The organism is Streptomyces sp. Ru71 (genome assembly GCF_002920535.1).
Taxonomy (GTDB): Bacteria; Actinomycetota; Actinomycetes; order Streptomycetales; family Streptomycetaceae; genus Streptomyces.
Map to the genome: position 1 here is coordinate 1 of NZ_PQSS01000063.1, position 20,785 is coordinate 20,785.

At 69.8% G+C, this 20,785-nt stretch carries 26 protein-coding genes and 1 tRNA gene; 19 read left to right on the top strand and 8 right to left on the bottom strand.

The window, feature by feature from the left end:
- Window positions 1-533 (top strand): RDD family protein (locus tag C3489_RS28370; RefSeq protein ID WP_146075360.1); only part of this gene is annotated, 533 nt, incomplete at its 5' end.
- Between the two features lie 86 nt (window positions 534-619).
- Complete coding sequence (locus C3489_RS28375) at window positions 620-1,369, top strand: RDD family protein (RefSeq protein WP_103784936.1); 750 nt, start codon at window positions 620-622, stop codon at window positions 1,367-1,369.
- Window positions 1,370-1,376: 7 nt separating this feature from the next.
- Here the strand turns inward: C3489_RS28375 and C3489_RS28380 are convergent, their stop codons facing one another.
- Entirely contained in the window at window positions 1,377-1,619 is a 243-nt protein-coding gene (locus tag C3489_RS28380) for a hypothetical protein (protein WP_103784937.1), read from the bottom strand.
- 357 nt (window positions 1,620-1,976) lie between these two features.
- On the opposite strand from C3489_RS28380, the gene C3489_RS28385 reads away from it, so the two are divergent.
- Complete coding sequence (locus tag C3489_RS28385; protein WP_103784938.1) at window positions 1,977-4,328, top strand: immune inhibitor A domain-containing protein; 2,352 nt, start codon at window positions 1,977-1,979, stop codon at window positions 4,326-4,328.
- 144 nt (window positions 4,329-4,472) lie between these two features.
- Window positions 4,473-4,814, top strand: coding sequence for a hypothetical protein (locus C3489_RS28390; RefSeq protein WP_103784939.1), 342 nt, complete (start codon window positions 4,473-4,475; stop codon window positions 4,812-4,814).
- Between the two features lies 1 nt (window position 4,815).
- Here C3489_RS28390 and C3489_RS28395 read toward each other — a convergent pair whose 3' ends face one another.
- Both C3489_RS28395 and C3489_RS28400 read right to left on the bottom strand, forming a co-directional pair.
- Window positions 4,816-5,409, bottom strand: a complete 594-nt coding sequence (locus C3489_RS28395) for an isochorismatase family protein (protein ID WP_103784940.1) — start codon at window positions 5,407-5,409, stop codon at window positions 4,816-4,818.
- A 234-nt stretch (window positions 5,410-5,643) separates the two neighbouring features.
- Window positions 5,644-6,972 carry a nicotinate phosphoribosyltransferase gene (locus C3489_RS28400; RefSeq protein WP_103784941.1) on the bottom strand — a complete coding sequence of 443 codons (1,329 nt, stop codon included), beginning with the start codon at window positions 6,970-6,972 and terminating at the stop codon, window positions 5,644-5,646.
- A gap of 119 nt (window positions 6,973-7,091) precedes the next feature.
- Between C3489_RS28400 and clpS the strand changes: the two genes are divergently transcribed.
- From clpS to C3489_RS28435, 8 genes are all read left to right on the top strand, one after another.
- On the top strand, window positions 7,092-7,409 hold the full coding sequence (clpS, locus tag C3489_RS28405; RefSeq protein WP_103784942.1) for an ATP-dependent Clp protease adapter ClpS: 318 nt from the start codon (window positions 7,092-7,094) through the stop codon (window positions 7,407-7,409).
- Between the two features lie 12 nt (window positions 7,410-7,421).
- Window positions 7,422-8,027 carry a DUF2017 domain-containing protein gene (locus tag C3489_RS28410; RefSeq protein ID WP_103784943.1) on the top strand — a complete coding sequence of 202 codons (606 nt, stop codon included), beginning with the start codon at window positions 7,422-7,424 and terminating at the stop codon, window positions 8,025-8,027.
- 352 nt (window positions 8,028-8,379) lie between these two features.
- The gene (locus C3489_RS28415; protein ID WP_103784944.1) at window positions 8,380-9,807 is read left to right on the top strand and encodes an amino acid permease; all 1,428 of its coding nucleotides are present in this window, start codon (window positions 8,380-8,382) and stop codon (window positions 9,805-9,807) included.
- 137 nt (window positions 9,808-9,944) lie between these two features.
- Window positions 9,945-10,367, top strand: a complete 423-nt coding sequence (locus C3489_RS28420) for a Mov34/MPN/PAD-1 family protein (RefSeq protein WP_103784945.1) — start codon at window positions 9,945-9,947, stop codon at window positions 10,365-10,367.
- A gap of 79 nt (window positions 10,368-10,446) precedes the next feature.
- A complete protein-coding gene (locus tag C3489_RS40080; protein WP_317774922.1) occupies window positions 10,447-10,542 on the top strand; it encodes a putative leader peptide in 96 nt (31 codons plus the stop codon).
- A gap of 125 nt (window positions 10,543-10,667) precedes the next feature.
- Window positions 10,668-10,946: a MoaD/ThiS family protein gene (locus C3489_RS28425; protein ID WP_103784946.1), complete on the top strand. Its 279-nt coding sequence runs from the start codon at window positions 10,668-10,670 to the stop codon at window positions 10,944-10,946.
- 6 nt (window positions 10,947-10,952) lie between these two features.
- Entirely contained in the window at window positions 10,953-11,903 is a 951-nt protein-coding gene (locus C3489_RS28430; protein WP_103784947.1) for a PLP-dependent cysteine synthase family protein, read from the top strand.
- A 149-nt stretch (window positions 11,904-12,052) separates the two neighbouring features.
- Window positions 12,053-12,535, top strand: coding sequence for a hypothetical protein (locus C3489_RS28435; protein ID WP_103784948.1), 483 nt, complete (start codon window positions 12,053-12,055; stop codon window positions 12,533-12,535).
- A 17-nt stretch (window positions 12,536-12,552) separates the two neighbouring features.
- Here C3489_RS28435 and C3489_RS28440 read toward each other — a convergent pair whose 3' ends face one another.
- Entirely contained in the window at window positions 12,553-12,999 is a 447-nt protein-coding gene (locus C3489_RS28440; protein WP_103784974.1) for a type II toxin-antitoxin system PemK/MazF family toxin, read from the bottom strand.
- Between the two features lie 248 nt (window positions 13,000-13,247).
- On the opposite strand from C3489_RS28440, the gene C3489_RS28445 reads away from it, so the two are divergent.
- Window positions 13,248-14,000 carry an MBL fold metallo-hydrolase gene (locus C3489_RS28445; protein WP_103784949.1) on the top strand — a complete coding sequence of 251 codons (753 nt, stop codon included), beginning with the start codon at window positions 13,248-13,250 and terminating at the stop codon, window positions 13,998-14,000.
- A gap of 66 nt (window positions 14,001-14,066) precedes the next feature.
- On the opposite strand, the gene C3489_RS28450 is transcribed toward C3489_RS28445, so the two are convergent.
- The gene (locus C3489_RS28450) at window positions 14,067-15,329 is read right to left on the bottom strand and encodes a PTS transporter subunit EIIC (protein ID WP_103784950.1); all 1,263 of its coding nucleotides are present in this window, start codon (window positions 15,327-15,329) and stop codon (window positions 14,067-14,069) included.
- A 272-nt stretch (window positions 15,330-15,601) separates the two neighbouring features.
- Entirely contained in the window at window positions 15,602-16,921 is a 1,320-nt protein-coding gene (locus C3489_RS28455) for a PTS transporter subunit EIIC (protein WP_103784951.1), read from the bottom strand.
- Between the two features lie 201 nt (window positions 16,922-17,122).
- Between C3489_RS28455 and C3489_RS28460 the strand changes: the two genes are divergently transcribed.
- The 4 genes from C3489_RS28460 (at window position 17,123) to rdgB (ending at window position 19,346) form a co-directional block, all read left to right on the top strand.
- Window positions 17,123-17,356 carry a glucose PTS transporter subunit EIIB gene (locus tag C3489_RS28460; RefSeq protein WP_043440579.1) on the top strand — a complete coding sequence of 78 codons (234 nt, stop codon included), beginning with the start codon at window positions 17,123-17,125 and terminating at the stop codon, window positions 17,354-17,356.
- Between the two features lie 78 nt (window positions 17,357-17,434).
- A complete protein-coding gene (gene rph, locus C3489_RS28465; RefSeq protein ID WP_103784952.1) occupies window positions 17,435-18,172 on the top strand; it encodes a ribonuclease PH in 738 nt (245 codons plus the stop codon).
- A gap of 123 nt (window positions 18,173-18,295) precedes the next feature.
- On the top strand, window positions 18,296-18,697 hold the full coding sequence (locus C3489_RS28470) for a hypothetical protein (RefSeq protein ID WP_103784953.1): 402 nt from the start codon (window positions 18,296-18,298) through the stop codon (window positions 18,695-18,697).
- Window positions 18,698-18,743: 46 nt separating this feature from the next.
- Window positions 18,744-19,346, top strand: coding sequence for an RdgB/HAM1 family non-canonical purine NTP pyrophosphatase (gene rdgB, locus C3489_RS28475; protein ID WP_103784954.1), 603 nt, complete (start codon window positions 18,744-18,746; stop codon window positions 19,344-19,346).
- A gap of 4 nt (window positions 19,347-19,350) precedes the next feature.
- Here rdgB and C3489_RS28480 read toward each other — a convergent pair.
- Window positions 19,351-19,437 (bottom strand) — tRNA-Leu (locus tag C3489_RS28480).
- Window positions 19,438-19,476: 39 nt separating this feature from the next.
- Entirely contained in the window at window positions 19,477-19,944 is a 468-nt protein-coding gene (gene bcp / locus C3489_RS28485) for a thioredoxin-dependent thiol peroxidase (protein WP_103784955.1), read from the bottom strand.
- Between the two features lie 93 nt (window positions 19,945-20,037).
- Between bcp and C3489_RS28490 the strand changes: the two genes are divergently transcribed.
- Together C3489_RS28490 and C3489_RS28495 are read left to right on the top strand one after the other, a co-directional pair.
- A complete protein-coding gene (locus C3489_RS28490) occupies window positions 20,038-20,367 on the top strand; it encodes a DUF3618 domain-containing protein (RefSeq protein WP_103784956.1) in 330 nt (109 codons plus the stop codon).
- A 44-nt stretch (window positions 20,368-20,411) separates the two neighbouring features.
- Window positions 20,412-20,765, top strand: a complete 354-nt coding sequence (locus tag C3489_RS28495; protein ID WP_103784957.1) for a co-chaperone GroES — start codon at window positions 20,412-20,414, stop codon at window positions 20,763-20,765.
- Window positions 20,766-20,785: the final 20 nt, after the last annotated feature.

The following is a 20,785-nucleotide window of genomic DNA, read 5'->3' on the forward strand; positions in this document are numbered from 1 at the left end:
GGAAGCCGGTGACGGAGGACCCGTTCCAGGCGGCCGCCCGGCGCCAGGCCGCGGCACGCCCGGCGGGCCTGGGCCGACGGCTGGCGGCCCGGCTGATCGACTCGCTGGTGCTCGGCGCGATCACCTCCGCCGCCGCCGTACCGTTCGGGACGAAGGCCGCCGACCACGTCAACGACAAGATCGACGCCGCCCGGCAGTCCGGCCGTGAGGTCACGGTCTGGCTGCTGGACGGCACGACGGCGGTCTACCTCGGCATCGTGCTCGCGGTCCTGCTGGTGGCCGGCGTCCTGTACGAGGCGCTGCCCACCGCCCGCTGGGGCCGCACGCTCGGCAAGAAGCTGCTCGGCCTCCAGGTGCGGGACATCGAGGCGCACGAGCCCCCGGGCTTCGGTGCCGCGCTGCGCCGCTGGCTGGTCTACAGCGTCCCCGGCCTGCTCGCCGTGGGGCTGGTCGGTGTCGTGTGGGGTGTGTTCGACCGGCCGTGGCGCCAGTGCTGGCACGACAAGGCGGCGCACACCTTCGTCGCCGGCTGAGGGGGCGTCACTCCGCCGTCGGATCCGCTACTCCGTCCGGCCGCCCGTCGGATGCACAGCCCCGGGCTTCGCGGTCCACTCGGGCCATGAGCAGCGAACCGCCCCCCGGCTCCGGCCCGCCGCCCGAAGACGACCCGTTCCGGAAGCAGCCCCCGCCCGGCCCGGGGCAGGGCTCGCCGTACGACACCCCGCCCGGCGGCGGCCAGCCCCCACCCGGCGGCCAGCCTCCCCCTGGCGGCCAGCCGCCACCCGGCGGCCAGCCTCCCCCTGGCGGTCAGCCGCCACCCGGCGGCCAGCCCCCACCGGGCGGACAGCCCCCGCCCGGCGGCGGTGGCCCCTACGGCGGTGGCCCGTACGGCGGCGGCTACCCCACCGACCCCCTCGCCGGCATGCCCCCGCTCGCGGACAGCGGCCGGCGCACGCTGGCCCGGATCATCGACATGATCCTCGTCGGCATCGTCGTCTGGCTGCTCTCCTGGGGCTTCGGCGTCAACGAGTACACCGTGGACAACACCAAGATCGAGGTCAGCAAGTCGATCGGGCAGTCCTTCGTCGCCGCCGTCCTGTACATCGCCTACGACACCGTCATGATCAACAGGTCGGGTCAGACGCTCGGCAAGAAGTGGCTGAACATGCGGGTGGCCAACCTCGACAACGGCGCGAACCCGTCGGTGCAGACGTCCCTGATCCGCGCGGGCGTGCTCTGGCTTCCGTTCGCCTTCTGCTGCGCCTGCATCTGGACGGCGATCTGCGGCGGCTGGAGCTACTTCGACAAGCCCTACAAACAGGGCCTGCACGACAAAGCAGGCAAGACGGTGGTGGTCTCCACCCGCTGACGCACCCTCAGCGCACGGAGGCCGTCGCCTCCGGCACCTGCTCCTCGGCGGCACCGGACCCCGGTGCCGCCCGGGAGGGCGTCGGCGTCGGCACGGTCACCGCGACGAGCAGCCCGAGCGCGAGTGCCGCGACGGCGATGATCGCGATCGCCGGTCCCGAACTCGTCTGCGACAGCAGCAGCATGGCGAGCGTCGAGAAGATCACGGTGGTCGACCCGTAGACGAGCTGTGCGACGGTCGGACGAGGCATGGCAATCGTGTCCTCGGAAGCGGGGGTGTGCTCGACTCTATTCGCGTGCATGCCCGAGCGGAACGAACAGTAAGCGTGACCTGACCAACAGTGCCGGTGCACAGGGGGCGCACCGAGTCATCGTCGAGGCGTGCCCGAGGCATACCCGAGTGAGCCACGACGGGGTCCCCCTCGGTGTCCGTAAAGCGAACCCCGCTTCCGCATAGTGCACTTGACTTGTCCAAGTCAAGGTCTGTCTTTTCTCTCAAACCTCTAGTCAAATGACGTCACTTGATTACACGCGTTGATCACGCGCGCGCGGCTCCCGCCATGACCAGGGCCCCCTTCCGCGTGCGCTCACGCGGGGGAGGAACTCAAGTGGCCAGTAGATCCTGGATGTTCCGAGCTGCGGCGATCGGTGTCGCGCTCACGGCGGCCTCCGCCGGATTCACCACCTTCGCGGTGGCCGAGGCGGGCACGACCGCCGGCGCCGCCAGCGTCGACCGGCACGACCCGGCGCCGGTGAAGCAGCAGAAGCACGACCTGGACGGCCCGCTGAGCAAGACCCAGGAAGCGCAGCGCCAGGAGGCGCTCGACCAGGTCATATCCGGCAAGGCCCAGGTGAAGGACAAGAACGGCTCCAAGGTCGTTCAGCTCAAGAGCAAGAAGGGCGACAGCAAGTACGTCGAGCTGGGCCGCGAGAAGACCGACAAGATCTTCACCATCCTGGTGGAGTTCGGCGACCAGACGGACCCCAAGTTCGGCGGCACGCCCGGCCCGCTGCACAACACGATCGCGGCGCCCGACCGCACCAAGGACAACTCCACGGCCTGGCAGGCGGACTACGACCGCAAGCACTTCCAGGACCTGTACTTCGGCACCGGCAACAAGGTCGAGTCGGTGAAGAAGTACTACGAGAAGCAGTCCTCGGGCCGCTACTCGGTCGACGGCGAGGTCTCCGACTGGGTCAAGGTGCCTTACAACGAGGCCCGCTACGGCAACAACGCCTGCGGCTCCACCAACTGCCCGAGCGTGTGGAACGTCGTCAGCGACGGCCTGAACGCCTGGGTCGCCCAGCAGAAGGCGGCCGGCCGCACCGACGCCCAGATCAAGGCGGACGTCGCCCAGTTCGACCAGTGGGACCGCTACGACTTCGACGGCGACGGCAACTTCAACGAGCCCGACGGCTACATCGACCACTTCCAGATCGTGCACGCCGGCGAGGACGAGTCCGCGGGCGGCGGCGCCCAGGGCAAGGACGCGATCTGGGCGCACCGCTGGTACGCCTTCGGCACCGACGCCGGCGCCACCGGCCCCGCGAACAACAAGCTGGGCGGCGCGCAGATCGGCTCCACCGGTGTCTGGGTCGGCGACTACACGATCCAGCCGGAGAACGGCGGCCTCGGCGTCTACGCGCACGAGTACGGCCACGACCTCGGCCTGCCCGACGAGTACGACACCGCGGGCGGCGAGAACTCCACCGGCTTCTGGACGCTGATGTCCTCCGGTTCCTGGCTCGGCCGCGGCAAGGACGCCATCGGCGACCTGCCCGGCGACATGAACGCCTGGGACAAGCTGCAGCTCGGCTGGCTCAACTACGACACCGCCAAGGCCGGCAAGCAGTCCACGCACAAGCTGGGCGTCGCCGAGTACAACACCTGGGACAAGCAGGCCCTCGTGGTGAACCTGCCCGACAAGGCGGTCACCACCACGGTCGTCCAGCCCGCCCAGGGCGCCACCCAGTGGTGGAGCGGCAGCGGCGACGACCTGAAGAACACGCTGACCCGCAGCGTCGACCTCACCGGCAAGAAGTCGGCCGCCCTCACCCTCGACGGCTGGTACGACATCGAGGCCAACTACGACTACCTCTACACCGAGGTGTCCACGGACGGCGGCGCCAACTGGACCGCCCTGGACGGCACGGTGAACGGCCAGCCGATCCCGCGCGACGGCAGCGACAAGCCGGCCCTGACCGGCTCGGTCGACGGCTACAAGAAGCTGGCGTACTCGCTCGACGCCTACGCGGGCAAGAAGATCGACCTGCGCTTCCGCTACCAGACCGACAGCGGTGTCGCCCTCAAGGGCTTCGCGGCCGACGAGATCGCGGTGACGGCCGACGGCGCCACCCTCTTCGCCGACAACGCGGAGGCGGACGACGCCGGTTGGACCAAGTCCGGGTTCTCCCGCATCGGCGCGTCCTTCACCAAGGACTACGCGCAGTACTACATCGCCGAGAACCGGCAGTACGTGTCGTACGACAAGACGCTGAAGACCGGTCCGTACAACTTCGGCTTCTCCACGACCCGTCCGGACTGGGTGGAGCACTACCCGTACCAGAACGGTCTGCTGATCTGGAAGTGGGACACCTCGCAGGCGGACAACAACACCGGCACCCACCCCGGCGCCGGTCTGATCCTGCCGATCGACTCCCACCCCGAGGCGCTGCGCTGGAAGGACGGCACGCTGATGCGCGCCCGCATCCAGTCCTACGACGCGCCCTTCAGCCTGTACCCGACGGACGGCATCACGCTGCACAAGGCGGACGTCGCGACGCGGATCTGGCCGTCCTCCGGTGTCTCGGTCTTCAACGACCACGCGAGCACCTACTGGGACGCCTCGAACCCGTCCTCCGGTGTGAAGGTCACTGACACCAACACCAAGATCCGGATCGTCCAGGAGGCCAAGGACGGCTCCACGATCAACCTCCAGGTCGGCCCCGCGGTGAAGTAGTCGGCATTTCCGCAGGTCACAAGCGTATCGGCGGCAACCCCTGGCGGGTTGCCGCCGATCGTGTTTAGGTGCGTGCTGTGACTGTCTTATTGACACCGGCGTCGACACCGGCGCCCGAGCCGACCGAAACGGGGATGTGACCAGATGGCCGCAGGAGGTTTCTGCAAGCTGCCGAACGGCACGGTGGTGGTGGCGCTGAACCTGCCCAGCCCCGCCGGTGACGGCCCCGCCGGGGTGCGGGTCCTCGTCCACGCCCAGAACCGGGCTCGCGCCCTGACCCGGCTGCGCAACCTGGGGTTGCGGGCGGTCTACCTGCGGGGCAACGCGGCCCCGCCGACCCCGGACGAGATAACGGCCGTCCTGCACCATCCCGACGGCCTGGTCTGGCGTACGGCACCCGACAACGGTGTCAGCTCACCCGAGCTCGCGACCGAGCTGTGGCATCCGATCCGGTTCCTGCTGCGCCGCCCCACGCCTCAGCCCTGACTCAGCCGCGGGCCACGACCGGCTTGCCGGTCAGCTCCACGCCCGCCTCGCGCATCTCCTCGATCGCCCGCTCGGTGGTCTCCTGGGCCACCGCGGCGGTCAGGTCGAGGAGGACCTGGGTGCGGAAGCCCTCCCGGGCCGCGTCCAGGGCGGTGGCCCGCACACAGTGGTCCGTGGCGATCCCGACGACGTCCACCTCGTCGATCTCCCGGGCCCGCAGCCAGTCGGCGAGCTTCACGCCGTTCTCGTCGGTGCCCTCGAAGCCGCTGTACGCGGCCGCGTAGGCGCCCTTGTCGAAGACGGCGTCGACCGCGCCGGAGGCGACCGCGGGAGCGAAGTTCGGGTGGAACCCGACGCCCTCGGTACCGGCGACGCAGTGCGCCGGCCAGGAGCGTACGTAGTCGGGCTCGTCGGCGAAGTGGCCGCCGGGGGCTATGTGGTGATCACGGGTGGCCACGACGTGCCGGTAGCCGGCGGGCGCCTGCCCGATCAGCTCGGTGATGGCTGCGGCGACGTCGGCTCCGCCGGCCACGGCGAGGCTGCCTCCCTCGCAGAAGTCGTTCTGCACATCGACGACGATCAGGGCGCGACGCATGGCTGGGTCCTTCGGCTATGGGGTCTACGGGTTCCTGAGACAGGGGCTGTCTACCCCTACCTGACTGCTACCAGTCGCGGGCTGCGTGCGGGGTGCCTGCGGCGCCTGTGGGGGTGGGTGCGGATCGTTGCCGGGTGCGGGTGGTGGCCGGCCGGTCGCGCAGTTCCCCGCGCCCCTTGAGGTGGGTGCCGGCACCCGGTGCCTGAAAGCCGCGGGCGCGCGCCGCTGGCCCACCTACACGTACTCGGTCGGCAGCACCGGCTCACCCCGGGACAGCTGCGTCGCGGACAGCGGCAGGCCCGCCCGTACCGCCGCGTGCCGCTCCCGCGCCACGTCCAGGGACTCGCGCCCCACGACCTCGCCCCCCTTCACCAGCTCCACCAGCAGCTGCCGGTCCGCCAGCTCGACCGGCACCGGCCCCGTGCCCACGACCTCCGCCTCGGCCACCCCGTACTCGTCCACCCTCCGCGCGGCCCACTTGCGCCCGCCGATGGACGTCTTCCCACTGGAGGACTTCTTCGCCACCGGCTTCAGCGGCGAGCGGGGGTCCGCCGTCTCGGCCCGGGCGACCAGCTTGTAGACCATGGAGGACGTCGGATGCCCGGAGCCGGTCACCAGCTGCGTGCCCACCCCGTACGCGTCCACCGGCGCCGCCGCCAGCGAGGCGATGGCGTACTCGTCCAGGTCCGAGGTCACGATGATCTTCGTGTTGCGCGCACCCAGCTCGTCCAGCTGCTGCCGCACCCGGTGCGCCACCAGCAGCAGGTCACCGGAGTCGATGCGCACCGCGCCCAGCTCGGGCCCGGCGATCTCCACCGCGGTCCGCACGGCCTCGGCGACGTCGTAGGTGTCGACCAGCAGCGTGGTGCCCCGGCCCATGGAGTCCACCTGCGCCTGGAAGGCGTCCCGCTCCTGGTCGTGCAGCAGCGTGAAGGCGTGCGCGGAGGTGCCGACGGTCGGGATGTTGTAGCGGAAGCCGGCCGCCAGGTCGGAGGTGGAGGCGAAGCCGCCGACGTAGGCGGCGCGCGCGGCGGCGACGGCGGACAGCTCGTGGGTGCGCCGGGCGCCCATCTCGATCAGCGGCCGGTCGCCCGCGGCCGACGACATCCGGGACGCGGCCGCCGCGATCGCGGAGTCGTGGTTGAGGATGGACAGGATCACCGTCTCCAGCAGCACGCACTCGGCGAAGGAGCCCTCCACCCGCATGATCGGCGAGCCCGGGAAGTACACCTCGCCCTCGGGGTAGCCCCAGATGTCCCCGCTGAAGCGGTAGTCGGCGAGCCAGTCCAGGGTCTCGTCGTCGACGATGGCGCGCTCGCGCAGGAAGCCGAGGACGCCGGAGTCGAAGCGGAAGTTCTCCACCGCGTCCAGGACGCGTCCGGTGCCCGCGACGACGCCGTAGCGCCGCCCGTTGGGCAGCCGTCGGGTGAAGACCTCGAACACGCTCCGCCGCCCGGCCGTCCCGGCCTTCAGGGCGGCCTGCAGCATCGTCAGCTCGTAGTGGTCCGTGAAGAGCGCCGTCGAGGGAACGTCCACCGGCAGCCCAAGGTCCGCTGTGTTCATGGCAACGGATGCTACTCCCATTTCGTCACTCTGACGATTTAAGCGGTGTGTGATCTACGCCCACCCGAATCGCCCATGCCGGGGGGCCGTTTGTGCGAGTACCCCCCTCAGGTGGCAGCATGGGCTGTGTGACGGCAGCCGCACCCATCGAGATCGAGAAGACCGAGTCGGCGGAAGAGGTGTCCGCCGTACCCGAGCCCGATGTTCCCTGGGTGACGATCGTCCACAACGACCCCGTCAACCTCATGAGCTATGTGACCTACGTCTTCCAGTCGTACTTCGGCTACACCAAGGACAAGGCCACCAAGCTCATGCTCGACGTCCACCACAAGGGCAGGGCGGTCGTCTCCAGCGGAACCCGCGAGGAGATGGAACGCGATGTACAGGCCATGCACGGCTACGGTCTGTGGGCCACCCTCCAGCAGGACCGGAAGTAGCGAACCCCCGCCATGCCAGGAACCTTCGAACCGCTCCCCGGCGGCGGCGCTGCCGTCGCCCTCGACGACGTCGAGATCTCGATCATCCGCTCGCTGGCCTACCAGCTCCTTGAGCTGATCGGTCCGGGCCCCGCCGAGGACGCCCCCGACGACCCGCTCGCCGAGCTGTTCGCCGAGGGCCCCAGCGAGCCGCCCTCCGACCCGGTGCTGCGACGTCTGTTCCCGGACGCCTACACCGACCCCGAGCAGGAGCCCGCCACCGCGCGGGAGGCCGAGGAGGCCAAGGCGTACTCGGCCGAGTTCCGCCGCTACACCGAGAACGACCTGCGGGCCGGCAAGCGGGAGAACGCGCTGGCGGTGATCCGCTCCCTGGACGCGCTCACCTCGGCGGGCGACGGCGGCGCGGTCCTCAAGCTCACTCCTGAGGAGTCGAAGCGCTGGCTGGGCGCGCTCAACGATCTGCGCCTGGCCATCGGCTCCCGGCTGGAGATCACCGACGAGGACGACACCGACCTGCTCTACCGCCTCCCCGACGAGGACCCGCGCAAGCCGATGGTGATGGCCTATCTATGGCTCGGCGGCCTCCAGGAGACGCTCGTCACGACCCTGATGCCCTGACCTGTCCCGGGATGTCCGGCGGGAGTGTTCGCTCAGAGGACGCTCAAATCCGCATAACGATCCTGTGAAAACGGTGTCCCCATCTGCCCCGTCCGGGTCGCCTTTGTCCGCTTCTCCCTGTGTGATGCGTCACAGGGCCCACCTGTGATCTCTGTTGCGGCCGTGATAAATCTTCACGACCGCCCGGCGAACACCACCCGAATGTTCGGCCGGGTGCGCCACCGAGCCGGCAACCGCCGGCCAGGCACGAGCAGGCCAGTGAAGCCCGCTCAGCTCCATCATCCGGGGGGATCGAGACCCGATCCGCGGCCGACTCAAGGCCCGGGTCGGCATGGAGAAAGGCGCACCACTCATGACCTCTGCGCAGGTCGACCAGCATCGCGACGGCAACGAGGCCGTGGAGCACGACGGCGGTGAGGGGTATCAGCGCGGGCTCGGAGCCCGGCAGATCCAGATGATCGCCATCGGCGGTGCCATCGGCACCGGCCTGTTCCTCGGCGCGGGCAAGGGCATTTCCAAGGCCGGCCCCAGTCTGATCCTGGCCTACGCCATCGCGGGCCTGGTCATCTTCTTCATCATGCGGGCGCTCGGCGAACTGCTGATGTACCGCCCGGTGTCCGGCTCGTTCTCGGAGTACGCGCGCGAGTTCATCGGGCCCTTCGCGGGCTTCGTCACCGGCTGGACGTACTGGCTGTTCTGGGTCGTCACCGGCATCACGGAGGTCACCGCGGCGGCCTCCTACATGACGTACTGGTTCGACATCCCGCAGTGGCTGTCGGCCCTGGTCTTCACCGTCGTCCTGTACGGCGCCAACCTGATCTCCGTGAAGCTCTTCGGTGAGCTGGAGTTCTGGTTCTCGATGGTCAAGGTCACCGCGATCATCGGCATGATCCTGATCTGCGCCGGCATCCTCACCCTCGGCTTCTCCGACGCCGGCGACACCGCTTCCGTCGGCCACCTGTGGAACCAGGGCGGCTTCTTCCCGCACGGCATCGGCAACACCCTGATGACCCTGCAGATGGTCATGTTCGCCTTCCTCGCCGTCGAGCTGGTCGGCGTCACCGCCGGCGAGTCCAAGGACCCCAAGACCGTCCTGCCCCGCGCGATCAACACCGTGCCGTGGCGCATCGCCGTCTTCTACGTCGGCGCGCTGATCATGATCCTGTCGGTCGTGCCGTGGACGAACTTCCACCCGGGCGTGAGCCCCTTCGTGGCCGCCTTCGAGAAGATGGGCTTCGCCGCCGGCGCCGGCATCGTCAACTTCGTCGTGCTGACCGCCGCGCTGTCCTCCTGCAACTCCGGGATGTACTCCACCGGCCGCATGCTGCGCGACCTGGCGCTCAACAGCCAGGGTCCGAAGTTCTTCACCAAGCTGACCCGCAGCGGTACCCCGCTCGTCGGCACGACGTTCTCCGCCGCGCTGATGATGGTCGGCGTCTGGATCAACTACCAGTGGCCGGGCAAGGCGTTCGACTACGTGGTGTCCTTCGCGACCATCTCCGGCATGTGGGCCTGGATCGTCATCCTCGTCTGCCAGATCCGCTACCGGGCCAAGGCCGACCGGGGCGAGCTGCCGCGCAGCGAGTTCCGCTCCCCGGGCGCCCCGCTCACCAGCTGGCTGGCGCTGGCCTTCATCGGCATGGTGATCGTGCTGATGGGCATCGACAAGGACGCGCGCATCTCGCTGTACTGTGCGCCGCTGTGGGGTCTGATCCTCGGTGTGTCCTACCTGGTGCTCAAGCGCCGCAACCCGGAGGCCGCGGCCTTCGCCAAGCGCTGACGCACCCTGCCGGGGACGTCCGGCCGCAGGGAGCTCTCGTGGCGCCCCGCTGCGGCCGCCGCTCAGGACGTCCGGCATATGGGCCGTTCCGTACCAACCCTCGGTACGGAACGGCCCTTCTGCTTATCCTGACCCACATGCTGACCATCACCCAGGCCCTCTACGACCAGATCGTCGCCCACGCCCGCAAGGACCACCCCGACGAGGCGTGCGGTGTCATCGCGGGCCCGGCCGGCTCGGACCGCCCCGAGCGCTTCATCCCCATGCTGAACGCGGCCATGTCGCCCACCTTCTACGAGTTCGACTCGGGCGACCTGCTCAGGCTCTACCGCGAGATGGACGACCGCGACGAGGAGCCGGTGGTCATCTACCACTCCCACACCGCCACCGAGGCCCACCCCTCGCGCACCGACATCTCCTACGCCAACGAGCCCGGCGCCCACTACGTCCTCGTCTCCACCGCGGACACCGACGGCCTCGGCGAGTTCCAGTTCCGCTCCTTCCGGATCGTGGACGGCGAGGTCACGGAGGAGGAGGTCAGGGTCGTGGAGGCCTACTGATTCCGGATAGCGGACGAAAACCGTCCGGCATACGGAATCACACTCCGGGACCCGGAGGGGGAATCGATACGATGAGCCCATGGTTCTTCTCGACGTGAGCGACAAGGCGCCGGGCATGCTGCTCGTGGCGCGGCTGCACGTCGACCTGTGCAGGCTGAACAGCGCCATCTGTTGATCCACCCTCGCCGCCGCCGTACGGCCCCTTGTGCCACGGCGAGCCTCCCCGGTGCCCCCAGCCCGGGGAGACACCACCGCGCGCCTGACCGAACCGACGACACCTTCCGACAGGAGCCCTGAGCCATGGCCATCGAGGTCCGCATCCCGACCATCCTCCGCACCTACACCGACGGCCAGAAGGCGGTGCAGGGCAACGGCGACACCCTCGCCCAGCTGTTCGCCGACCTCGAAACCCGGCACGCCGGCATCCAGGCCCGCATCGTGGACGGCGACCAGCTGCGCCGCTTCGTCAACGTCTACCTCAACGACGAGGACGTCCGCTTCCTCGACGGCATCGACACCAAGCTGGCCGACGGCGACAACGTCACGATCCTGCCGGCCGTGGCCGGCGGTATGGCCTGATCGGCGATGCGCTACGACTCCCCGCTGGCCGCGGTAGGCAACACCCCCCTGGTGCGGCTGCCGCGGCTGTCGCCGTCCGACGACGTGCGCATCTGGGCCAAGCTGGAGGACCGCAACCCCACCGGCTCCGTCAAGGACCGCCCGGCCCTGCACATGATCGAGCAGGCGGAGAAGGACGGCCGGCTCACCCCGGGCTGCACCATCCTGGAGCCGACCTCCGGCAACACCGGCATCTCGCTGGCCATGGCGGCCAAGCTCAAGGGCTACCGCATGGTGTGCGTGATGCCGGAGAACACCTCGCAGGAGCGCCGGGACCTGCTCGGCATGTGGGGCGCGCAGATCATCTCCTCCCCGGCCGCCGGCGGCTCCAACACCGCCGTACGCGTCGCCAAGGAGCTGGCCGCCGAGCACCCGGACTGGGTGATGCTCTACCAGTACGGCAACCCGGACAACGCCGGTGCCCACTACGCGACGACGGGCCCGGAGATCCTCGCCGACCTGCCGTCGATCACGCACTTCGTGGCCGGCCTCGGCACGACGGGCACCCTCATGGGCGTCGGCCGCTACCTGCGCGAGAACAAGCCGGACGTGAAGATCGTCGCCGCCGAGCCGCGCTACGACGACCTGGTCTACGGCCTGCGCAACCTGGACGAGGGCTTCGTCCCCGAGCTGTACGACGCCTCCGTCCTGACCACCCGCTTCTCCGTCGGCTCCGCCGACGCGGTCACCCGCACCCGGGAACTGCTCCAGCAGGAGGGCATCTTCGCGGGCGTCTCCACCGGCGCCGCCCTGCACGCGGCGATCGGTGTGGGCAAGAAGGCCGTCAAGGCGGGGGAGTCCGCCGACATCGTCTTCATCGTGGCCGACGGCGGCTGGAAGTACCTCTCCACGGGCGTCTACACCGCCGCCACCACGGAGGAAGCGATCGAGACCCTCCAGGGCCAGCTCTGGGCCTAGGGCTCATCAGGATCGTCAAGCACGCGCCGGCCCCCTCCCACGAGGGGGCTCAGTGCTGTCCACGGGCGGCTCCGAGGGATCCAGCCGCGCCCGTGACACGTCCCATCTGCATCGGCCGGTCCTCCGGTACGGCAGAAAGGGCGAAGACCATGCGCCGAACCACCCCGTGCGCCCTCGCGGCGACGGCACTGCTCCTCACCGCCGGCTGCGGCGCGCAGACCGGCGACACCGGCAGCGGGGCCTCACGGTCCCCTTCGTCACGGGCCCCCTCGGCGCCCGCCCCCTCCTCACCGGCCCCCTCGGCCCCGGCCACCGGCGGCTGCCGTGCCCAGGTGGAACTGACGGCCGCCGACAACGGCCGTACCGTCTGCGTCAGCAGGAACGGCGAGGTCCGGCTCACCCTGGACGGCACCCCGGACCGCCCCTTCCGGCCCGTCACGGCCACCGGCACCGCCCTGCGGGCGATCAACGCCGGCTTCGTCATCCAGCCCGGCGACGCCACGGCCGCCTACCGGGCGGTGGCGGCCGGAACCGCGAAGCTGACGTCCTCCCGCCCCTTGTGCCCCACCACCCCGGGACAGATCACCTGCAAGGGCCTGCAGGCCTGGACGGTCACGGTGACCGTCCGCTGACCGGCCGCTCGGGGTGACTAGTCCGTCAGATGACGGACCTGGTCCCACAGCACCGGATCCACCACGCCCACCCGGCGCCGGAAGTCACCCACCGGCACCTCGCGCAGCTCGTCGGTCTGCAGGAAACTCGCCCGCCCCTGAGCGTCCCCCACCGAACCCGGTGGCAGCGGGATCACCCCGGCCCGCTCGTCGTGATACTTCGTACTGATCTTCGCCACCCGCACCCGGCGCCCGTGCACCGACAGCACCAGACACGGCCGGTCCTTGCTCTGCGGCCCGTCCTCGTACGGCACCTGCGCCCACCAGATCTCCGCCGGCCGCGGACGGTGCGGCCGGTCCGCCGCACGCCCCGACCGCCGGGAACGGCCCGCGGCCCGCCGCCCCCGCCCCCAGCCGTCCACGAGCACCGCGACGAGCGCGAGCAGCACCACCGCCGCGAGCGCCAGCCACCAGGACGTGTCCATACCGACGACGTTACCGGCGCCGTGCACGCAGCGCGCCCCTGCGGTCACACTCTCGCCGACGCCGATCGGCCGCACGGCCGGAACCCGACGGCCCGACATCCATCCGAACCGGTGACAGCGCAGGTGAGTTCGCCCACAACAGACCTTGGCGGAGGAGCGACACTGGGTTTTGCGCCTTACGCTCGACGGACCGCACGACCCCCGTCGCCCCCCATTCCGGTTCTCCCGCCAGCGGAGGTTTCTGCTCTATGAAGCTCACCGTCGTCGGCTGCTCGGGGTCGTTCCCGTCCGCGGAATCGGCCTGTTCGAGCTACCTCGTCGAGGCCGACGGCTTCCGGTTGCTGCTCGACCTGGGCAATGGAGCCCTCGGCGAGCTGCAGCGCCACTGCGGTCTCTACGACCTCGACGCGATCTTCCTCAGCCATCTGCACGCCGACCACTGCATCGACATGCTCGCCTACTTCGTGGCCCGCTACTACCGCCACGACGGCGGCCGCTGCGAGCCCCTGCCGGTCTACGGCCCCGAAGGCACCGAGCACCGGCTGACCACGGCCTACGCCGACACCCCGTCGGCCTCCTCCATGTCCGAGGTCTTCGACTTCCACACGGTCAAGCCGTCCACGTTCGACATCGGCCCGTTCACCGTGCACACCGAACGCGTGGCCCACCCGGTGGAGGCGTACGGCATCCGCGTCGAACACGGCGGGAAGGTCCTGACGTACTCCGGGGACACCGGCGTCACGCCCGTCCTGGACGAACTCGCCCGGGACGCGGACCTCTTCCTGTGCGAGGCCGCCTTCACGCACGGCAAGGAGTCCATCCCCGACCTCCACCTCAACGGCCGCGAGGCCGGCGAGACGGCGGCGCGCGCGGGGGCCCGCCGCCTGGTCCTCACCCACATCCCGCCCTGGACCGACCCCCAGGTCAACCTCACCGACGCCCGCGAGGTGTACCCCGGCCCGGTGGAACTGGCGACGCCGAGGGCGACGTACGACATCTGACCCGCACAAAAACGAAAGGCCCCCCGGAGCGCCCAGTGCTCCGGGGGGCCTTCCTGCGCCGGCCGGCTACTTGGCCTCGGCCTTCTGCAGCTCCGCCAGCTCCTCGTCCGACTCCCGGCCCGGGGTCGGCAGGTTCCACTTGGTGATCGCGAACCGGAAGACCACGTAGTAGACCGCGGCGAAGCACAGGCCCACCAGGGCCAGGCCCCACGGGTTGGTCGCGATGCCCAGGTTCAGCCCGAAGTCGACCGCGCCGGCCGAGAAGCCGAAGCCGTCCTTCATGCCGAGCGCCCACGTCAGCGCCATCGACACACCGGTGAGCACGGCGTGGATGGCGTACAGCACCGGCGCGATGAACATGAAGGTGAACTCGATGGGCTCGGTGACACCGGTGACGAACGAGGTCAGCGCGAGGGAGAACATCATGCCGCCGACGACCTTGCGGCGCTCGGGGCGGGCGCAGTGCACGATCGCCAGGCAGGCGGCGGGCAGCGCGAACATCATGATCGGGAAGAAGCCGGTCATGAACTGGCCCGCGTGCGGGTCGCCGGCCAGGAAGCGCGCGATGTCGCCGCTCTTGCCCTGGTACTCGCCGGCCTGGAACCACGGGAACGAGTTCAGCAGGTGGTGCATGCCGATCGGGATGAGCGCGCGGTTGGCGACACCGAAGATGCCGGCGCCGACGGCACCCGACTTCACCAGCCACTCGCCGAAGTTGTGCAGGCCCGTGCCGAGGACCGGCCAGATGTAGCCGAAGACGATGCCGAGGACCAGGCCCGCGAAGGCCGACAGGATCGGCACCAGGCGGCGGCCGCCGAAGAAGCCCGCCCAGTCGGGCAGCTTGGTGCGGTAGAAGCGCTGGTAGATCAGCGCCACCACGATGCCCATCACCACGCCGCCCAGGACCTTGGCGTCCACCGGCGCGTCCACCATGACGACCTTGCCGTCGACGGCCTTCGCCACCTGCGGCAGGTTCTTGTCGGTGAACGTGCCGAGCACGTTCTTGAAGACCAGGTAGCCGACGACCGCGGCGAGCGCCGTGGAGCCGTCGGACTTCTTGGCGAAGCCGATCGCGATGCCCACGGCGAACAGCAGCGCCATGTTGTCCAGGATCGCGTTGCCGCCGGCGGCCATGAAGCCGGCGATCTTGGTGACGAACGCGGGGAAGGACTCCCGTCCCAGCATGTCCGTGTTGCCGAGGCGCACCAGGAGGGCCGCCGCGGGGAGCACCGCGACCGGCAGCATCAGGCTGCGGCCGATGCGCTGCAGGACCGCCATCGGCCCGGCGCCCTTCTTCTGTGCGGCGGGTGCCGCGCTCGCCGTGGTCATCAACTTCCTCCAGTGGGCAAGGCGCCGCCAGGGGACAATGAGGACGGCGGCGTCTCAAGGAATGCGCGGCGACAGAAACCGACGCATGGTCTACACCAGTCAGTGGTGTAGACCTGTTGTAGCACGATGAAGGCGGCGTAAGGAACCCGCTGTTCCGCGACCGCGGCGTCACGCCGCGTACCGGGCGCAGGTCACCGCAAATGCCCCTCGGGCCCACGCCCAGAAGCCCCCGAACCGGCACGGTTCGGGGGCTTCGCGAGCGGGTGGCGTCGTCAGGCCTTCGTGGTGTCCTCGACCTCCTCCTCCGGCTCCCGCCCCGGTGTCTTCAGGTCGAACTTGACGATCGCGAACCGGAACACCGCGTAGTACACGACCGCGAAGCACAACCCGATGGGGATGATCGCCCACGGTTTCGTCGCCAGATTCCAGTTGATGACGTAGTCGATCAGACCGGCGGAGAAGCTGAACCCGTCGTGCACGCCCAGCCCCCAGGTCACCGCCATCGACACACCCGTCAGCAGCGCGTGCACCACGTACAGCAGCGGCGCGATGAACAGGAACGAGTACTCGATCGGCTCCGTGATCCCCGTCACGAACGACGTCAGCGCCACCGACAGCATCAGACCGCCCACCTCCTTGCGGCGGTGCGGCTTCGCACTGTGCGCGATCGCCAGCGCCGCCGCCGGCAGCGCGAACATCATGATCGGGAAGAAACCCGAGGTGAACTGCCCCGCGTTCGGGTCGCCGGCCAGGAACATGTTGATGTCACCGTGCACCGCCGGCCCGCCCGGCGGCTTGTACGTGCCGAACTGGAACCAGATGGGCACGTTCAGGAACTGGTGCAGACCGATCACCAGCAGCGCCCGGTTCGCCACACCGAACACACCCGCGCCCCACGAGCCCGCGTCCCGCAGCCACTTGCTGAAGCTCTCCAGGCCGTCACCGATCGGCGGCCACACCCACAGACACAGCGCCGCGAACGCGATCGCCACGAACGCCATGATGATCGGCACCAGCCGCCGCCCGTTGAAGAAGCCCAGCCAGTCGACCAGTTTCGTGCGATGGAAGCGCGCCCAGAAGAACGCCGCCAGCAGGCCCATCACGATGCCGCCGAACACCCCTGGATTCTGGAACGTGAACGCCGTCACCGAACCGGTGTCCGCGCCGACGGTCACCTGGCAGCCGACGTCCGGGATCTTCTTCGAGCCCTCCGGGCAGCTCTCCGGGAACTGGTGCAGCACGCCGTAGTAGACGAGGAAGCCCGCCACCGCCGCCAGCGCCGTCGAGCCGTCCGACTTCTTCGCCATCCCGATCGCCACGCCGATGCAGAACAGCAGCGGCAGACCGAGCGAGCCGTCGAGCAGCGCGCCGCCCGCGCCCTTCATCACCTTGGACACGTTCGTCCAGCCCAGGCCGTCGTCGCCGAACACGTCAGGCTGTCCCAGGCGGTTGAGGATGCCGGCCGCCGGCAGCACCGCGATGGGCAGCTGCAGACTGCGGCCCATCTTCTGCAGGCCCTGGAAGAAACGGTTCCAGCGCTCGCGCACGGGACTGACCGGGCGCGGTTCGGCGGCGGCGCTCTCGGCACTCATGGCGGTGTCCTTCCGGCCCCCTCCCGGCGGGGGCGGTTTGGCGACCGTCCGTCAGCTGGTGTAGACCAGTCGGGTACGGTTCGGTTCCGCTGTCGTGATCGCCATCATTCGATACATACGACATGACCGCTCGCGAAGTTGGGCCAACTGTGGGTTACTGCGACATAGCGGTTCGGAACGGGTAGTTCAGGGAGACGGAACATGGCCAGCAAGGCAGAGAAGATCGTCGCCGGGCTCGGCGGCATCGACAACATCGACGAGATCGAGGGCTGCATCACCCGCCTGCGCACCGAGGTGCACGACGCCTCGCTGGTCGACGAAGCCGCCCTGAAGGCCGCCGGCGCCCACGGCGTCGTCAAGATGGGCACCGCCATCCAGGTCGTCATCGGCACCGACGCCGACCCGATCGCGGCGGAGATCGAAGACATGATGTGACCCACCCCGGTCACCGCACACAGGGCTCCTCCCACCGCGGGGGGAGCCCTGCGCGCTGCTCCCGATAGGCTCGGCGCCATGTCTCGCATCGACGGCCGCACCCCCGAACAGCTCCGCCCCGTCACCATCGAACGCGGCTGGAGCAAGCACGCCGAAGGATCCGTCCTGGTCTCCTTCGGCGACACCAAGGTCCTGTGCACGGCCTCCGTCACCGAAGGCGTCCCCCGCTGGCGCAGGGGCAGCGGCGAGGGCTGGGTCACCGCCGAGTACGCCATGCTCCCGCGCGCCACCAACACCCGCGGCGACCGCGAGTCCGTCAAGGGCCGTATCGGCGGCCGCACCCACGAGATCAGCCGCCTCATCGGCCGCTCCCTGCGCTCCGTCGTCGACTACAAGGCCCTCGGCGAGAACACCGTCGTCCTCGACTGCGACGTCCTCCAGGCCGACGGCGGCACCCGCACCGCCGCCATCACCGGCGCCTACGTCGCCCTCGCCGACGCCATCGCCTGGGCCCAGCGCAAGAAGCTGATCAAGGCCGGCCGCCAGCCGCTCACCGGCACCGTCAGCGCCGTCTCCGTCGGCATCGTCGGCGGCGTCCCCATGCTCGACCTCGCCTACGAGGAAGACGTGCGCGCCGACACCGACATGAACGTCGTCTGCACCGGCGACGGCCGCTTCGTCGAGGTCCAGGGCACCGCCGAGGCCGAGCCCTTCGCCCGCGACGAACTCAACGCGCTCCTCGACCTCGCCGTCGCCGGCTGCGAAGAACTGGCCGCGCTCCAGCGGGCGGCACTCGCCGCCCTCGCCGAAAAGTAAAAGACGCGCCAAGAAAGACGGGCGGCCCGGGCAACCGAGCCGCCCGCCATCGCGTCAGAACGGATACCGACAGGCAAGCACTCACGGGGGCCGGGGAGGCCACCAGGGGGAGGAACACCGAACATGGCCGGGAGCCGAGGCCGCCGCACCACCACGACCATCGCCGGCGCCATGGCCGCCGTCGCACTCACCGCCGGCCTCACCACCGGCTGCGACGCCGTCGGCAAGGCCCTGGACTGCGTACAGACCGCCGACGCCATCGCCGACAGCGTCACCGACCTCCAGCAGGCCGTCGAGAACGCCGCCAACGACCCCACCCAGACCGACGAGGCGCTCGCCGCCATCGACAAGAACCTCGACAAGATCGGCGACAAGACCGACGACACCGACGTCAACAAGGCGGTCGACGACCTGCGCACCGCCGTCGGCAACGTCCGTACGGCGGTCAAGAACGGCGACAGCACCCCCGACCTGACGCCCGTCACCGACGCGGCCGGCGAACTCACCAAGGTCTGCACGCCGTAGCCGGCACCGTCACAGCGGGCCGGCGAGGACCGCGATACTGAACGACATGACCCGCCTGATCCTCGCCACCCGCAACGCCGGAAAGATCACCGAGCTCCACGCCATCCTCGCCGAGGCCGGCCTGCCCCACGACCTCGTCGGCGCCGACGCCTACCCCGACATCCCCGACGTCAAGGAGACCGGCGTCACCTTCGCCGAGAACGCCCTCCTCAAGGCCCACGCCCTCGCCCGGGCCACCGGCCTGCCCGCCGTCGCCGACGACTCCGGCCTCTGCGTCGACGTACTGAACGGCGCCCCCGGCATCTTCTCCGCCCGCTGGGCCGGCCGCCACGGCGACGACAAGGCCAACCTCGACCTCCTCCTCGCCCAGATCGCCGACATCGCCGACGAACACCGCGGCGCCCACTTCGCCTGCGCGGCGGCGCTCGCCCTGCCGGACGGCACGGAACGGGTGGTGGAGGGCCAACTGCGCGGCGTCCTGCGCCACGCCCCCGCCGGCAGGAACGGCTTCGGCTACGACCCGATCCTCCAGCCGGACGGCGAGACCCGCACCTGCGCGGAGCTGACGGCGGAGGAGAAGAACGCGATCAGCCACCGGGGCAAGGCGTTCCGGGCCCTCGTCCCGGTCGTACGGGAGCTGCTGGGCTGAGTACTGGTGCGGCCGGAGGGACTCGAACCCTCACGGGAGTTACCCCACTGGGACCTAAACCCAGCGTGACTGCCAGTTCCACCACGGCCGCCTGATGCTGCCCGGCCATGCTACTGGCCGGGCAGGGCGGCTAGATGCCCAGATCCTTGATGATCTTGGCCACGTGTCCGGTCGCCTTGACGTTGTACAGGGCGCGTTCGACCTTGCCGTCCTCGTCCACGATCACCGTGGAGCGGATCACGCCGACGACCGTCTTGCCGTACAGCTTCTTCTCGCCGTACGCGCCGTACGCCTCAAGGACCTGCTTGTCCGGGTCGGCGAGGAGGGTGACCTTCAGGGACTCCTTCTCGCGGAACTTCGCCAGCTTCTCCGGCTTGTCCGGGGAGATGCCGATCACGTCGTACCCGGCGCCGGCCAGCACCTGGAGGTTGTCCGTGAAGTCGCACGCCTGCTTCGTGCAGCCCGGCGTCAGCGCGGCGGGGTAGAAGTAGACGATGGTCTTGCGGCCCTTGTGGTCCGCGAGGGACACCTCGTTGCCGTCGGCGTCGGGCAGGGTGAAGGCGGGGGCCACGTCCCCCGGCTGGAGTCGCTCGCTCATCGGACTAGCGTAACCGGGGGTCCTGACAGTGCGGCGGGACCAGGAACTGACAGACTGTCCAGAACAGCATCGTCTCACTTCGGAGGCCGTACGGTGGCGGACACCTCGGACACGAGAACCCCGGCGCAGATCGAGGCGGACATCAGGCGCCGCCGTCAGGTGCTGGCCGAGACGCTCGACGAGATCGGGGTGCGGGTGCACCCCAAGACGATCGTCGGGGACGCGAAGGCCAAGGTCGTCGCCAACCTCGACCACACGGTCGGCCGGGCGTACGTCCAGGTCAACCGGGTGGTCAGCGAGGTACGCGCGCAGTTCGTGGACGACGAGGGAGCGCCCCGGCTGGAGCGGGTCGTGCCCGTCGCCCTCGTCGTGGTCGGTGTCGTCGGGCTGCTCGCTCTGGGAACCCGGCGGCGCAGGGACTGACCCACCCATCCAGGCATCCGGTTCAGGCAGGTAGGTTCAGTGGCGTGAGCGCCAACAGAAACGACAGCACCCAGCACGACAAGCTGCCCATCCGCATGCTGCACGACCGCGTCCTCGTGCGGCAGGACACCAGCGAGGGCGAGCGGCGTTCCGGCGGCGGCATCCTGATCCCGGCCACGGCGGCGGTGGGCCGTCGGCTGGCCTGGGCGGAGGTCGTCGCGGTGGGGCAGAACGTGCGGACCGTGGAGCCGGGCGACCGGGTCCTGTACGACCCCGAGGACCGGGCGGAGGTGGAGGTGCGGGGCATCGCGTACGTGCTGATGCGCGAGCGCGACCTGCACGCCGTGGCCGCCGACCGGTTCGAGGGCTCGGAGGACTCCACGGGCCTGTATCTGTGACCGAGAGGTCATGAAAGGGG

Coding starts and splice junctions, on each gene's coding strand:
- C3489_RS28410 (WP_103784943.1), top strand. CDS start 7,422: ATGCCAGGAACCTTCGAACCGCTCCCCGGCGGCGGCGCTGCCGTCGCC.
- rdgB (WP_103784954.1), top strand. CDS start 18,744: ATGACCCGCCTGATCCTCGCCACCCGCAACGCCGGAAAGATCACCGAG.
- C3489_RS28390 (WP_103784939.1), top strand. CDS start 4,473: ATGGCCGCAGGAGGTTTCTGCAAGCTGCCGAACGGCACGGTGGTGGTG.
- C3489_RS28460 (WP_043440579.1), top strand. CDS start 17,123: ATGGCCAGCAAGGCAGAGAAGATCGTCGCCGGGCTCGGCGGCATCGAC.
- C3489_RS28415 (WP_103784944.1), top strand. CDS start 8,380: ATGACCTCTGCGCAGGTCGACCAGCATCGCGACGGCAACGAGGCCGTG.
- C3489_RS28380 (WP_103784937.1), bottom strand. CDS start 1,619: ATGCCTCGTCCGACCGTCGCACAGCTCGTCTACGGGTCGACCACCGTG.
- C3489_RS28470 (WP_103784953.1), top strand. CDS start 18,296: ATGGCCGGGAGCCGAGGCCGCCGCACCACCACGACCATCGCCGGCGCC.
- C3489_RS28375 (WP_103784936.1), top strand. CDS start 620: ATGAGCAGCGAACCGCCCCCCGGCTCCGGCCCGCCGCCCGAAGACGAC.
- C3489_RS28400 (WP_103784941.1), bottom strand. CDS start 6,972: ATGAACACAGCGGACCTTGGGCTGCCGGTGGACGTTCCCTCGACGGCG.
- C3489_RS28440 (WP_103784974.1), bottom strand. CDS start 12,999: ATGGACACGTCCTGGTGGCTGGCGCTCGCGGCGGTGGTGCTGCTCGCG.
- C3489_RS28425 (WP_103784946.1), top strand. CDS start 10,668: ATGGCCATCGAGGTCCGCATCCCGACCATCCTCCGCACCTACACCGAC.
- C3489_RS28445 (WP_103784949.1), top strand. CDS start 13,248: ATGAAGCTCACCGTCGTCGGCTGCTCGGGGTCGTTCCCGTCCGCGGAA.
- C3489_RS28420 (WP_103784945.1), top strand. CDS start 9,945: ATGCTGACCATCACCCAGGCCCTCTACGACCAGATCGTCGCCCACGCC.
- C3489_RS28395 (WP_103784940.1), bottom strand. CDS start 5,409: ATGCGTCGCGCCCTGATCGTCGTCGATGTGCAGAACGACTTCTGCGAG.
- C3489_RS40080 (WP_317774922.1), top strand. CDS start 10,447: ATGGTTCTTCTCGACGTGAGCGACAAGGCGCCGGGCATGCTGCTCGTG.
- C3489_RS28435 (WP_103784948.1), top strand. CDS start 12,053: ATGCGCCGAACCACCCCGTGCGCCCTCGCGGCGACGGCACTGCTCCTC.
- C3489_RS28455 (WP_103784951.1), bottom strand. CDS start 16,921: ATGAGTGCCGAGAGCGCCGCCGCCGAACCGCGCCCGGTCAGTCCCGTG.
- rph (WP_103784952.1), top strand. CDS start 17,435: ATGTCTCGCATCGACGGCCGCACCCCCGAACAGCTCCGCCCCGTCACC.
- clpS (WP_103784942.1), top strand. CDS start 7,092: ATGGGCTGTGTGACGGCAGCCGCACCCATCGAGATCGAGAAGACCGAG.
- C3489_RS28450 (WP_103784950.1), bottom strand. CDS start 15,329: ATGACCACGGCGAGCGCGGCACCCGCCGCACAGAAGAAGGGCGCCGGG.
- C3489_RS28430 (WP_103784947.1), top strand. CDS start 10,953: ATGCGCTACGACTCCCCGCTGGCCGCGGTAGGCAACACCCCCCTGGTG.
- bcp (WP_103784955.1), bottom strand. CDS start 19,944: ATGAGCGAGCGACTCCAGCCGGGGGACGTGGCCCCCGCCTTCACCCTG.